Raw genomic sequence first — 13136 nt, forward strand, 5'->3', positions numbered from 1 at the left:
TAATACAGTAAGCACAAATTGAACAACCACACCTGCCCGAAAATTATTTTATGGAAGGCCTCATTTTTTCCTAGGTCCCGAGTTATAAAATAACTACACAAAAAATATGAAACAGAGTGTTCCATTTTTTTGAAACACTCTGTACTAAAACACTGAGGCAGGAAAACCAACAGGTTTACCGTTCCGCAAAAAAAGAGCTTATCTAGCTGAAAAACCGTGAATTTCATTGCTCATCAACGAAATCAACACCCCCAAATCAGAAAAAACCTTTGAAATAAAGTTGGCATCAATTCTGCAAATATAAAGATGAATTGCAGAAGCATTAAGACTTTTAGCAATTCACTCGAACTTAATTAATGTTTCCGATTAAGAAAATCCGAAAGATTAGTTTTGGTATCGACAAATATACCTATGTTTCCTTAGGGGGAGTACACAGATGAATAATAAGAAAGTAACCAGCGCCAAGAAGGGTATGGTCAGCTCGCTCAAAACTCTTTCTGCCATGGTTATGCTGTCTACAGCAGCAACCACTGCTTCTGCAGACATTCTGATCGGTGAAGCCGGCGGCACCCAATTGTCCATGTTCGGTATTCTGGACGTGGGTATCCTTTATCAGGACAAAGTTTCCACCGATGGTGATGAAAAACTGGGCATGGAAACCAGTGGTCTGCGTCAGACCGTAATCGGTTTTAAAGGTTTGCGTCCACTGGATAACGGCTGGAACGCTTTCTTTAACCTGGAAGCTCACTTTGACCTGGACACCGGTATGTTCCACGGTACAGGTGATGCAACAACCGACGCTGATGACAGCAGCGGTCGCCTTCTGTTCCGTCGTCAGGCTAACCTGGGTCTGAGCGGTGACTGGGGTACAGTTATCATGGGTCGTCAGTACGGTCCTGCACTGCTGGCACACCTGGGTACTGAGCCACGTATCTTCAAAGAGCAGTTCTCTAACCTGTACGCATGGGCTTACAGCCAGTTGTTTACCACCTTCAATAGTTCTGCCAGTGAAGCGGGTCGTAACGCGAACAACGACGTAGGTATCTTCTTCAAGAACGCTGTTCAGTACCGTAACACTGTTGGCGGCCTGGACTTTGGTATCCTGTACTCCTTCGGTGGTCAGGAAGGCTCTCAGAAAGACGGTGATGTTATCGCCTTGGGTGCAGCTTACACCACTGGTGCTCTGACGCTGTCCGGTTCTTACCAGAACATGAAAGATCAGCAGACCTCTGAAGATGTAGTTGAAAGCTGGGCCGTTGGTGCCGGTTATAAAATTGGTGATGTAACTCTGAAAGCCAACTTTATGAACACCGAAAACAACGACTCTCTTGGCAACGAAGTGCTTGACCTGGATGCGCTGGGTCTGGGTGTAGATTATCAGTGGAGCGCCAAAAATACCGCTACCGTTGCTTACTACATCAACGAAGACAAAGCGCCTGCTGAAGAAGCTGAAACCAAATCTCTGGTTATCAGTAACGAATACACCATGGGCCCATCTACCGTTCTGTATACCGCACTGGCATACGTCGATTCCGATGACAACATGAGTGCCGTTTCTCAGTACGCCACTTCTATCGTTGCGACACCTGCTCCGGTTGGTGAAAAAACTACTCTGATTAACGTGGGTATCAACTTCGCGTTCTAATCGATTCGCCCCCGCAGGCTGTTGGAAGTTTCGACTTTCAACGGCCTGTTCTATTTCTGCTTCCGAGCAAAGCCTCACCTTTTTATCTTTCAATAACTAGTTTTTATCGAGCGAATCTCCGCTGCTGCTGGATAAAAGACACTTTGTCCGGTTACCTAAAACTGATATTTTGGTGGGTACAAGTTATACTCAGCGGCACTGCATAACTCAGCGTCTTTGAGGATAATTGAGCGGATGTCCATTTTCACTTCTTCGTTTAAGCACTCGTTGTGTCTCTTTTTATTAATTCAATTGGCCTCCACCGCATCGGCCTCTCCTGAGGCTAGGGTTGAGCTATCACAGGCCGAAGAATCACTTACTCCTTTATCAACAGTAAACCCAGATGCATTTAGAGTCCTGTTTATCGGGAACAGCATTACAAGACATGGTGTAAAGGAAAATATAGGCTGGCACCATGTGTCTGGGATGGCAGCAAGTGAGGAAAACAAGGACTACGTTCACATTTTAGCGAGCAAGCTGCGTAACGAGCTATCTCCAACACCAGTTGACCTTTACAACCACACTGGCGGGTCGGGTTCCGTGATCAGAAGATTCAAAACCATTGATCAAGTATTGGTAGTGAGACCAAATTTAGTGGTAATACAACTTGGCGAACATGAAAAACCTGAAACGGGATTGCAAAACATACGAGACGCTTACCACGGTTTAGTTCGTACCGTAACAGAATTGCAAACAAAACCAATAGTTATATGCGTGGGCCCATGGGCCGGATTGATAGGGAATTATGGAAACGAAGAGGAACGCATGACCCGAGCAAAATTAGAATACTCAGGGTTTAAAGGACAGGTGCAAGGCATTATGCGAGACGTTTGCGAAAGGCATGGCAGTCCATTTGTGTCTGTCGCAGATTTGACTCTAGAACCAAACTACTTCGGTTTCGGCGATACTTGGGGGGTGCGCTGGCATCCCAATGATCGCGCTCACGCTATGTATGCCGATAGAATTTATAGAGCATTCAACAAGGTAAGGCGGTGAATAGTGCGAATGTCATAAGCATTATCTATTTTTTCGTTTCTAACCATTATCTAAAATTGACTATCTTTATTCTAAATACAAAAAGTCAAAATATAATTCTAAAGAAAAAGGCACGCCCTAAGGCGTGCTAAGAACTCTCCAGAGCGACAATCTAAGAGTTTAGATCTCCCGTTTCATCATCTGATCGGCGATGTAATCAGCCTGACGAATTGCCAGAGCAACGATGGTCAGGGTTGGGTTTTCAGTACCACTGGTGGTGAACTGACTACCATCGGACACGAACAGATTTTTAATGTCATGAGACTGACCCCAGCGATTCACAACGCCATCCCTTGCGTGTTCGCTCATGCGGTTAGTACCCATGTTGTGACTGGCAGGGTATGGCGGCAGGTTATTCACCTTGATGGCACCCACTGCATCAAACAACTCCTTGGCACGGGCATAGGCATGCTCACGCATCAGGTAGTCATTCTGGTGGTCAGTTTTGTAGACCACCGGTACCGGCAAGCCATACTGGTCTTTTTCAGTTGGGTGCAGGGTGATGTTGTTGGATTCAACCGGCATGTCTTCACCACACACCCAGAAACCGGCCATCTTGTCGTAGTTGGCCAGGGAATCAGCCAGCTCGCGACCCCAACCACCTTTGCCCGGATTCAGGAAGGCAGACATAAATGGCAGACCCAGGTGCAGTGTTTCCAGCTCGTAACCGGCCAGGTGACCACGGCTAGGATCGTTGTCACGCCATTCATGCACGATGTTTGGCACCACGGTGCTCTTGTACATGTGCACCGGTTTTTCGAACTCGGCATACACGCCACCGGTGGTGTGTGTCATGTAGTTCTGACCCACCTGACCAGAAGAGTTGGCCAGACCGTCCGGGAACATAGAAGAGGCCGAGTTCAGCAGCATACGTGGTGACTCAATTGAGTTACCGGCAACCGCAACAACGCGGGCTTTCTGCAGGTGCTGATTACCATCTTTATCGGCATAAAGCACGCCGGTGACTTTACCGGTTTTATCATGCTCGATGCGCAGTACCATGGACTGAGGACGCACCTCAGTATTGCCAGTGGCTTCTGCTTTAGGAATCTCGGTATACATGGTGGACCACTTGGCACCGATACGGCAGCCCTGCATACAGAAACCATTCACCTGACAGGCTGGACGACCATCACGGACTTCAGTGTTGATCGCCAGATTGGCAGCTTCACACTTGGCACCGATTCGTTTCGCGCCTTCCGCAACCACTTTGGCGTGGTTACTCGGACTGTGGTGCGGCATACCGGTCGCTTTGGTACCAGTTACACCCATTTTGTCTTCAGCTTTAGCGTAGTAAGGCTCCATCTCTTTCAGAGAGATTGGCCAGTCCAGCACGTTGGCACCTGGCACCACGCCGTTGGTGCTTTTCATCTTGAACTCATGTTCCTGAAAACGCATGGCCACACCCGCCCAGTGCATGGTGGCACCACCCACACCTTTCACAATCCAGGCGGGCAGATTCGGAAAATCTTCTGCGATACGTGCAGGACCGACGACATAACGCTTGTCCAGCCAGGAAATTTTGCCGAACATTTTCCATTCGTCGTTTTCGATGTCATCCATCTTGAAGCGCTTACCGGCTTCCAGGACAACCGACTTGATACCCTTTTGGGCCAGTTCATTCGCCAGCGTACCACCACCGGCACCCGAGCCGATGATAACTACCAGGCTATCGTCATTCAGATCAAATTTAGTAGACATACCTTACAACTCCCTCACTTACAGCCAGTCGATATCGTTATAACCACGGTTGATATAGCCGCCTTTTTCCCAGGCAGAACCGCCATATCCGAAACGTGGCCATAGTTCAGGGTTGTTGTAGATACCCATCATCAGGGCACCTTTGATGCTCTGGAAGAAAGCGGTCGGTTCCATCGCTTTCAACACCACTACACGGTCAGACTCTTTCGCGATCTGCGTGTATTTTTTGCCAAACTTCTCAACAGACAGGGTATCGAGCTGAGCAACACCTTCAGACAACTGTTTCAACAGATCCGCATCGGTCTCTGCTGATTTAGCCATTGGTGACATCACCTGGCTGTAGTACTTGTCTTCCAGCGTGTCGTGGGGATAAATGTCCCGCGCCAGCTTCATCAGGGTTGCATTGGCATCTTTGCCAATCTGTTGGGCAGCAAAACTGTCTGGAGAAAATAATCCCCCACCCAGTACCACTGCTGAGGCCCCTACCGCCATTACCCCGGTAGTTGACAAAAAGCGTCTGCGATTCATCATCGGCCCGACCATTTTGTTATTTTTATTCATAGTGCCTCCAGTCAATTTCTTCCTTACGTATTAAGGAAAAACAAGCAATTAAGCTCTTTTAACTTCTAGATCCTTGGACTCGGTGAAATTTAGCTGATCGATGTATTTACTCATCACATCCGCCAGATCATTCATCACCTTCTGGACAAAGTACTCACCCTGCTCACCCATAAGTTGGGCCAGTGTCAGGTGGCAATCACCCTTAATAAACGGCGGTAGTTCGCAATGTTCATAGAACTGATTGCAGATCTGCCACATCTCTTGCAACGGTCCGTCACACAGAATCACTGCATGGATCAGCAGCGCGGTATCGCCACCGTGGGATACCACTTGAGCATCCCTGATCCGTTGCCAGCGCTGGGCCGTACCGGCGATTTTTTTCCCATCAACAACGAGGTTGTAATCCCCGTCGCAAAATGCACCTTTAACTGAACCGTATTCGCTTTGAATCCCGTATTTTTTCAACCAGCGACTCATCACATCACAGATCAGTTCATAACTGCCTTTGATGCTGAGCTGGTTTTTATTCAGTTTTACAACCATGGATAGGTTGATAAAACCGGGATCCTGCGGTGTCAGCTCACCACCCGTCGAGCGGGTGATTACAGGCCAGCCCTGGGCATCACAATAGGTCTTAGCATCGGCAAAGCCAGGCTTATGTGTCGCGCTTCTCGGCACGACCAGCGCCCGACGGCTGCGCCACAACAGATAACCCTTGTCGGACGCGCCGGTCATCACCGCGTCCATCAACTTTTTCTCCAGATCAAGCCCGGTCGCGATATTCACAGGCTGTGGCACCACGACCTTGGCTACACGATCTGTTTTCAAAAGCACATTACTGCTCACTTTCAATTTCCAGACAGAGATCGGTCAGAAAATCAGCAGCAGGACCGCCATCAATTGCACGGTGGTCAAATGTCAGGGACAAGCCGATCATTTTCTTGCTCACCAGCTGACCATCGTCGTCCAGCGATAACTCATCGTAGGTCTCACCGATACCCAGAATGGCAATCTGCGGCAAGCTGACAATCGGGGTAAAGAAACGCACCCGACTGCGACCCAGGTTGGTCATGGTGAAAGTACCACCGGTCATTTCTGACACCGTGAGTTTATTGGCACGGGCACGTTCAACTACATCCTTACGACACGCAGCACGTTCCTCAAGATCTTTCTGATCCGCAGAAAACACCGCTGGGGCCATCAGCTTTCCGCCAGGCAAAGCAATCGCAAAACTCAGATCTATATGACTGTAAATCCGAATTTCACCTTCTTCTACTCGACCATTGATGACTGGATGTTTTTTCAGCGCGCGAACCACATAGTCAGCCAGCAGGTCTTCAATGGAAATCTTAATGCCCTGTTCTGCTAACTTCGCTTTGCGTAACCACATGTTGTCAACTGAACACACCGCATGGTGTGTCAGTTGTGCAGCCTCATCGAGGCTGCGTCGCATGTTGTTAGCAATCATCCCCCGCAAACCGCGAAGGGGTGTAACTTTGATTGCTTCTGCGGTAGTCATGTTTACTTCCTCATCCTCAGCCGATGGTTGCGACCTGATCACCTTTGGCCACAACTTCGTCAACGTCTTTGCTGATTGTCAGCTTGCCGGAGGCTGGGGCTTCCAGTTCATACTGGATTTTCTCAACCATCAGCTCTGCAATAACGTCGCCTTCTGTCACATCACCGCCATCGCTTGCCAGCCAGGAGGTAATTACAGCTTCGGAGTCTTCTTCCCACAGATCTACAGGGATAATTACATCAGTCATACTCAGATTTCCTTCATAGTGTTAAAAGCAGAAACAATTTTTTCCGGACTTGGCAGCGCCCACTGTTCCATCGGACGGGTAAACGGAATTGGGATATCTGGATAGGCCACACGAGCGGGGGCCGCTTTCAGCGCCACGCCAGCTTCAACCACGCTGGCGATGATTTCGCCGGTCATGCCGTAGCTGTGGTAATCCTCATCCACCACAATCAGGCGGCCGGTTTTCTTAACAGATTCAATGACAGTATCGCGGTCCAGTGGTACCAGAGAACGCAGGTCAACAACCTCTGCGCTGACACCCTGTGCTTCCAGTTCGCGGGCGGCTTTAAGACCGTGATGAACACCGGAGGTGATACCCACGATGGTGACATCGGTACCTTCACGTACAACAGCAGCCTTACCCAGTGGAACTTCATAGGCTTCTTCAGGCACATGCACGATGGCGTCTTTTTCAGTACCCAGCCAGCCCATGCCCTGCAGTGCTTTGTGGAACATAAACACCACCGGGTTGTTATCGCGAATAGACGCAATCATCATGCCCTTGGCATCGTAAGCATTAGATGGAGCAACCACTTTCATGCCCGGCAGGTGGGCAAAGGTAGCGTGCACACACTGTGAATGCTGACCGGCGTCGGAGTAACCACCACCGGTAGAGGTCATCAGCACCATTGGCACTGTCACGTTGCCGCCAGCGAAATAGGTGTTTTTTGCCATCATGTTGTAGATAGCGTCGAAACACACCCCAAAGAAGTCGACAAACATCAGCTCAACAATCGGCTTCATACCATCGGAAGCAGCACCGACAGCCGCACCGATAAATGCGGTTTCAGAAATCGGCGTATCACGCACACGCTCAGCGCCAAACTCTTTATAAAGACCACGGGTATTACCAAATACACCGCCGAGCTCACCGATATCCTCACCCATGACGAAAACTTTATCGTCTGTGCGCATCTCAATGGCAATCGCTTCAGCCATTGCACGCGCAATTGTTAACTTACGTTCTTTAACCTGGCTCATTTGTTATTCTCCAAAAACTGATCAGTGGCGATTACACAAAGACTTTTTCCATCGCCTCTTCAGGCGCTGGATATTCACTGTCGCGAGCAAACTGAATTGCCTCATCAACAATGGCACGTGCCTCAGCCTTGATGGCTGCATCATCTGCATCACTAAAGCCATACTCTTTAGCCAGACGCTGCTGCATCAGCGGAATCGGATCAATTTTCTGCAACGCTTCTTTTTCGCCAGCCGGACGGTAAGCTTCACCGTCACCCATAAAGTGACCAGCCAGACGGGATGTTTCGATTTCGATCAGCGTTGGGCCACCACCATCGCGTGCACGCTGGATCGCTTTACCCACCACTTCGAAGATTTTGATCGGGTCGTTCCCCTCAATGAACTCACCCGGCATACCGTAGGCAACCGCACGGTCAGAGTTACGCTCAACAGCAGTACTGGCGCGTTTAGAAACAGAGATACCCCAGGAGTTATCTTCAATGATGAAGACCACCGGCAGTTTCCAGACACCCGCCAGGTTCAGACCTTCATGGAAGGCACCCTGGTTAGCTGCACCCTCACCCAGGTAAGCAACCGCCACACCCGGTTTTTTCTGCATCACACGCGACAACGCAGCACCTGCTGCAGGACCGATACTCTGGCCGATGATGCCGGAACAGGAAAAATTCACTTTGGGGTCAAAAATATGCATGTGACCGCCACGACCACCACTGAGGCCGGTTTTTTTACCAAAAATTTCCGCCGCCATGGCTTTCAGATCAACGCCTTTAGCAATTGCAACGTGATGTGGACGGTGGGTATGGGTCACGATATCTTCAGCCGTCAGGTGAGCACAGACACCCACTGCACAAGGCTCCTGACCATTTGAAAGGTGCATCTCACCCGGAATTGGACCGTTGGCCATATTGAAGGCCGGGCTTTTACCTTCCATGTAAATCTTCTCAATCGTTTCTTCAAAAAAACGACTGATCAGCATGTGCTTATACATCCATAATTCTTGTTCTTGGCTTGGTTTCATTTTGCACTCCCGAATCAGATAGGCAGCCACTACACAATTTCACATTGTAAAATCGCATCTGAGTCTTAGAGAGCAAGCCCCGTGCCATTCATTTAAATAATTGTTTTTAAATGATTTTATAAAGAAAAGAAGCTAACAATACAGCTCGACAGTTCAGGATGACGCAGGTGTTGCGACACTCTGTGCCAAGAAACAAGGGCGGGATTTGAAACAGATCAGTTCAGATGAACACCACGGCCGTGATAACGGCGCTCCGGCCGACCCACACTCCCATAAGCCACTTCGGCTTCAAGCTCCTGTGTACTGACCAGATATTCAAGATAGCGCCGGGCGGTGGTACGGCTGGCTCCAATGTGACTGCCCACTTCCTCAGCACTCAGACTGCCGGACTGTTCACTGAACACCATACGCACCTTTTCAAGCGTCAGGGCATCCACACCTTTCGGCAGCCTTATATCAGATGAGGGAACGGTGGTTTCCGGCGCTGAAGCAGCGGAGCGCGGCAGAAGCGTATCCACATCCTTTTGCGCCAGTGACTGCATGGCATGGAGTTTACTCAGGTGTTCCCGGTAGTTATTCAGTGCCTCCTGCAGGCGCTCAAATACCAGGGGCTTGAGGATATAATCAAACACCCCTCCCCGCATCGCTTCGCGCAGGGTATCCACCTCTTTTGCCGCCGTAATCAGAATCACATCGACCTCACTGTTTGCCGCGCGCAGGCGGCGTAACAAATCCAGTCCGGTACCGTCCGGAAACTGAATATCCAGCAACAAAAGGTCCGGGCGAAAAACCTCAACCAGATCTTCTGCCTGAGCCAGACCATGGGCAATGCCCACCAGCTCAAAGCCACTGATTTTTTCCAGAAACCGCCGCTGGATTTCAGCAATCTGCCGGTCATCCTCGACGATAATCACTTTAACCGGCTTCACTCTGCCTCCTTGTGTTTTGGGATATACACAATAAACCGGCTGCCGCCACTGTCTGCCGATTCAACCGTTACGGTACCGCCCAGGTTAGTCAGCAGATTCTGCACCAGATGCAACCCCAGACCATGGCCTTTTTCTGCTTTAGTGCTAACCCCCTTGAGGAAGATCTGCGCTTGCTCAGCCTCGCTCAAACCCGGCCCCTGATCTTCTATTTCAAAGATTAGATCATTCCCCAGATCCGTCATGGAGAGATATACCTCGCCCCCTGCGCCACGGGATTTCAGAGTCGCTTCAAGTGCATTATCAATCAGGTTGCCAATGATGCTTACCAGTTGCTGCTTGGGCAGATGGGCCGGCAACTCATGCATCTGACTTTCTGGATCTATTTCCAGCGTCAGTCCCATCTCTCTGGCCCGGTTATATTTACCCAACAGACACGCAGCCAGTATCGGATCAGTAACGGCCTCCACCAGCAGATGAATCAGTGCCTGATGACTGTGAGTTTCCTGGCCTATCAATGCCAGTGCTTCACCGTGGGCCCCTAACTGAATCAGTCCGGCAATGGTATGCAGTTTATTACTGTACTCATGGGACTGACTGCGAAGGCTGTCGGCATATTGTTCAATACGGGTCAGCTTTTCGCTGACGAGATCCAGCTCATCTTTACGTCGAAAGCTGGAAACCACACCGGTGATTTTTCCATCCTGCTGCAACGGTAGTCGGTTAACAATCAGATTGTGGTCATCGCGCCAGACCTCCAGATCGTACTGCGGCTCACCACTATTTAGTACATCAAGCATCGCACTGCCGGGTAAAACGTCTTCTATTTTGCGTCCACTGAGACGGGTATTTTCATCCAGCCCCAGCGTTTTGACTGCGGCTGCATTAAAGGTAGTGATCCGGCCCTGCGCATTGATGGCGATGATCCCCTCACGCACGGTTTGCAGGGTCGCTTCCTGCTCCCGAAAACGCAGTGCGATCTGCTCAGGTTCCAGACCGAAAATGGCTTTTTTGAAATGGTACGCAAACCAGATAGCGGTCAGCGCACTGAGCAGAAAAGACAAAAAGATCACCGCCAACAGAGTCAACTGATAGCGACTGATCACCTGCTCTACTCTGCTCAGGTCATAACCAACCGACACGATACCGATCACGGCTCTGCCCTCGGCAGCAAAGATCGGCGCTTTACCCCGCATCGACCACCCTAAACTGCCAAGATCCTTGGTAATGTAGCCCTGTCCTTGCTTTAGCACCCGGTCATTGTCATCCGTATCATCATCAGACATGGAGCCGCCAATTTTGCTGGCGACCGGATGCGCCAGACGCACACCATGTTGGTCACCAATCACGACAAAACGTGCTTCTGTGGTTTTTGCCAGCGCCTGAGTTAAAGGATAAAGAAACGCTGAATCCCGCTGCTCCACCGCACGTCTGATTTCAGGCATTGCCGCAATGGTTCGGGCCACATGCAGTGCCCGTTGCCCCATCTGTTCATCCAGTGACTGCTGCAGATACACCACTGCAAACCAGCCGATTAATCCGGTCTGTAACAGCGCCATCAATCCAAGAATCAGGATCATGCGGGTTTTAATTTTTAACCGGCTGAACACAGCAGTTTCCTCACGGGCCTTTAAGACATGCTAACGAATAGCATATGCCTACACCCGTAAACTTTATGCACAAAATGCACTTTATGCATTAAAAAGCCTTTAATTTCATAAACTTTTATATAGAAAAGCAGCGAGGTAGGTTTACTGACGACAACAATAACGAGGGCAAACCGATGCCACCTGAGGGTGGGTAATCAGCCCATAACGTCAGAGGTAATAAACCATGTTGAGCGCATTCCGTTTTCGCAGCCATAAATCCGTAATGGCTGCCATCTTTGCAACCTGTATTGCTGGCACGCCAATATATGCATCCGAAATGGAGAATTTGCATCTCTTGATTCCCGGTGGTGCCGGTGGCGGCTGGGATAATACGGCCCGGGGTATCGGTGAAGCCCTGCAGAAATCAGGCCTGGTCCAAACCGTCTCCTATGAAAACCAGTCCGGCGGTGGCGGCGGTAAAGCCATTGCCCATCTGATTGAAACCGCAGCACAGAATCAGGACACCCTGATGGTGAACTCAACCCCCATTGTGATTCGTTCGCTGTCAAAAGTGTTTCCGCAATCCTTTCGTGATCTGACCCCGGTGGCGGCCACCGTCGGAGATTACGGTGCATTTGTCGTTAAAAAAGACTCCCCTTACACCAGCTTTACTCAGGTGGTTGAGGATTACCGCAAAGACCCGGCATCGGTCAAAGTAGCCGGTGGTTCTGCTCGTGGCAGCATGGACCATCTGGTCGCAGCCATGGCCTTTAAAGCCGCTGGCGGCGATGCCCGACAGGTCCGGTATGTTGCCTATGATGCAGGTGGTAAAGCGATGGCTGGCCTGCTGTCAGGTGAAGCGCAGGTACTGTCTACCGGATTCAGTGAAGCACTGGCTCTGGCAGACGCCGGTGAGATTCGCATTCTGGCGATGACCGGTGAAGAACGGAATGCGGCAGCACCCGATGTGCCAACGCTTAAAGAACTGGGCTACAACGCCACCTTTGTAAACTGGCGCGGACTGTTTGGTGCACCGGGTCTGCCAGAAGAGAAGAAACAAGCCTTTATCGCAACGCTGGAAAAAATGTATAGCACTCCTGAGTGGGAGACCGTGCGCAGCCGTAACGGCTGGAGTGAACTGTTCCGCCCGGGTGACGAATTCAACAGCTTTCTTGAAAAACAGGAACAGGAAGTTGGCGAGCTGATGCGCGAGCTGGGCTTCCTGCGCTGAGCTTTATTTCTCTCCATTGAAATGGCCCAACCTTGCTCCGGTCATGTCAGCAGACCGCTGACCGGAGATTTTTTTTCAACAACTCATCATCCATTCTGAATGCTGGCCCACTGCCACTGGAGTGCCATATGCAGATCACCAAAGACCATATCGGTGGACTGATATTTTTACTGTTATCTTTCACCTACGGCTACTACGCCGGACAGATACCGCTACTACCCGGCGATGATTTTGCCCCTTTTAATGCCCAAACCCTGCCCAATGCGCTGACCCTTATCGGACTCGTCCTCTCAGTCGGACTGTTAGTGACTGCCTCGCGTGACAAAGCCGACGCATTGAAACTGTCAGGTTACGACTTCAGCCTGGTTGCCAAGCTACTCGGCCTGGTAGCGATCTTTGGATGTGCCCTGGACTGGCTGGGTTTCTTTGTTGCGACTGTGCTGTTTTTACTTGGTGGCTACTGGTTATTGGGCGAGAGACGTCCCAAAACTTTGCTGGTCGCGTCCCTGCCATTTGCTGCAGGCATCTGGCTGATTCTGACCCAGTTGCTGGATATTTATCTAGCACCGGGCCGCGTGTTTTCTCAATTATTCGGAGGCTGACCCC

At 50.2% G+C, this 13136-nt stretch carries 13 protein-coding genes; 4 read left to right on the forward strand and 9 right to left on the reverse strand.

The window, feature by feature from the left end:
• Positions 1 to 436: 436 nt before the first annotated feature.
• Together P2G53_RS07850 and P2G53_RS07855 are read left to right on the forward strand one after the other, a co-directional pair.
• A complete protein-coding gene (locus tag P2G53_RS07850; RefSeq protein ID WP_275815934.1) occupies positions 437 to 1645 on the forward strand; it encodes a porin in 1209 nt (402 codons plus the stop codon).
• Between the two features lie 234 nt (positions 1646 to 1879).
• The gene (locus P2G53_RS07855) at positions 1880 to 2680 is read left to right on the forward strand and encodes an SGNH/GDSL hydrolase family protein (RefSeq protein WP_275815935.1); all 801 of its coding nucleotides are present in this window, start codon (positions 1880 to 1882) and stop codon (positions 2678 to 2680) included.
• Between the two features lie 159 nt (positions 2681 to 2839).
• On the opposite strand, the gene P2G53_RS07860 is transcribed toward P2G53_RS07855, so the two are convergent.
• The 9 genes from P2G53_RS07860 to P2G53_RS07900 form a co-directional block, all read right to left on the reverse strand.
• On the reverse strand, positions 2840 to 4420 hold the full coding sequence (locus P2G53_RS07860; RefSeq protein WP_275815937.1) for a GMC family oxidoreductase: 1581 nt from the start codon (positions 4418 to 4420) through the stop codon (positions 2840 to 2842).
• Positions 4421 to 4438: 18 nt separating this feature from the next.
• Positions 4439 to 4981 (reverse strand): gluconate 2-dehydrogenase subunit 3 family protein, encoded by a 543-nt coding sequence (locus tag P2G53_RS07865; RefSeq protein ID WP_275815939.1) that lies wholly within the window; start codon positions 4979 to 4981, stop codon positions 4439 to 4441.
• A 48-nt stretch (positions 4982 to 5029) separates the two neighbouring features.
• A complete protein-coding gene (locus P2G53_RS07870; RefSeq protein ID WP_275815941.1) occupies positions 5030 to 5827 on the reverse strand; it encodes a lipoate--protein ligase family protein in 798 nt (265 codons plus the stop codon).
• On the reverse strand, positions 5817 to 6500 hold the full coding sequence (locus P2G53_RS07875; protein WP_275815943.1) for a 2-oxo acid dehydrogenase subunit E2: 684 nt from the start codon (positions 6498 to 6500) through the stop codon (positions 5817 to 5819). Before P2G53_RS07875 ends, P2G53_RS07870 begins: the two co-directional genes overlap by 11 nt.
• A gap of 16 nt (positions 6501 to 6516) precedes the next feature.
• Positions 6517 to 6747, reverse strand: a complete 231-nt coding sequence (locus tag P2G53_RS07880) for a lipoyl domain-containing protein (protein WP_275815945.1) — start codon at positions 6745 to 6747, stop codon at positions 6517 to 6519.
• Positions 6748 to 6749: 2 nt separating this feature from the next.
• Complete coding sequence (locus tag P2G53_RS07885; RefSeq protein WP_275815948.1) at positions 6750 to 7766, reverse strand: alpha-ketoacid dehydrogenase subunit beta; 1017 nt, start codon at positions 7764 to 7766, stop codon at positions 6750 to 6752.
• 31 nt (positions 7767 to 7797) lie between these two features.
• Entirely contained in the window at positions 7798 to 8754 is a 957-nt protein-coding gene (locus P2G53_RS07890) for a thiamine pyrophosphate-dependent dehydrogenase E1 component subunit alpha (RefSeq protein ID WP_275815950.1), read from the reverse strand.
• 245 nt (positions 8755 to 8999) lie between these two features.
• Positions 9000 to 9713: a response regulator gene (locus P2G53_RS07895; RefSeq protein ID WP_275815952.1), complete on the reverse strand. Its 714-nt coding sequence runs from the start codon at positions 9711 to 9713 to the stop codon at positions 9000 to 9002.
• The gene (locus tag P2G53_RS07900; RefSeq protein WP_345799203.1) at positions 9710 to 11320 is read right to left on the reverse strand and encodes a sensor histidine kinase; all 1611 of its coding nucleotides are present in this window, start codon (positions 11318 to 11320) and stop codon (positions 9710 to 9712) included. The genes P2G53_RS07895 and P2G53_RS07900 overlap by 4 nt, the downstream gene beginning before the upstream one ends.
• Before the next feature lie 223 nt (positions 11321 to 11543).
• Between P2G53_RS07900 and P2G53_RS07905 the strand changes: the two genes are divergently transcribed.
• Together P2G53_RS07905 and P2G53_RS07910 are read left to right on the forward strand one after the other, a co-directional pair.
• Positions 11544 to 12530 (forward strand): tripartite tricarboxylate transporter substrate binding protein, encoded by a 987-nt coding sequence (locus P2G53_RS07905; protein WP_275815954.1) that lies wholly within the window; start codon positions 11544 to 11546, stop codon positions 12528 to 12530.
• Between the two features lie 128 nt (positions 12531 to 12658).
• Positions 12659 to 13132 (forward strand): tripartite tricarboxylate transporter TctB family protein, encoded by a 474-nt coding sequence (locus tag P2G53_RS07910; RefSeq protein ID WP_275815956.1) that lies wholly within the window; start codon positions 12659 to 12661, stop codon positions 13130 to 13132.
• Positions 13133 to 13136 lie beyond the last annotated feature (4 nt).

Origin of the sequence: Neptuniibacter sp. CAU 1671 (assembly GCF_029222905.1) — a bacterium.
Lineage (GTDB): Bacteria > Pseudomonadota > Gammaproteobacteria > Pseudomonadales > Balneatricaceae > Neptuniibacter.

Bases quoted from the DNA above. Each gene is read 5' to 3' on its own strand.
- P2G53_RS07860 (WP_275815937.1), bottom strand. From the start codon at position 4,420: ATGTCTACTAAATTTGATCTGAATGACGATAGCCTGGTAGTTATCATC.
- P2G53_RS07855 (WP_275815935.1), top strand. From the start codon at position 1,880: ATGTCCATTTTCACTTCTTCGTTTAAGCACTCGTTGTGTCTCTTTTTA.
- P2G53_RS07850 (WP_275815934.1), top strand. From the start codon at position 437: ATGAATAATAAGAAAGTAACCAGCGCCAAGAAGGGTATGGTCAGCTCG.
- P2G53_RS07890 (WP_275815950.1), bottom strand. From the start codon at position 8,754: ATGTATAAGCACATGCTGATCAGTCGTTTTTTTGAAGAAACGATTGAG.
- P2G53_RS07910 (WP_275815956.1), top strand. From the start codon at position 12,659: ATGCAGATCACCAAAGACCATATCGGTGGACTGATATTTTTACTGTTA.
- P2G53_RS07880 (WP_275815945.1), bottom strand. From the start codon at position 6,747: ATGACTGATGTAATTATCCCTGTAGATCTGTGGGAAGAAGACTCCGAA.
- P2G53_RS07865 (WP_275815939.1), bottom strand. From the start codon at position 4,981: ATGAATAAAAATAACAAAATGGTCGGGCCGATGATGAATCGCAGACGC.
- P2G53_RS07885 (WP_275815948.1), bottom strand. From the start codon at position 7,766: ATGAGCCAGGTTAAAGAACGTAAGTTAACAATTGCGCGTGCAATGGCT.
- P2G53_RS07875 (WP_275815943.1), bottom strand. From the start codon at position 6,500: ATGACTACCGCAGAAGCAATCAAAGTTACACCCCTTCGCGGTTTGCGG.
- P2G53_RS07905 (WP_275815954.1), top strand. From the start codon at position 11,544: ATGTTGAGCGCATTCCGTTTTCGCAGCCATAAATCCGTAATGGCTGCC.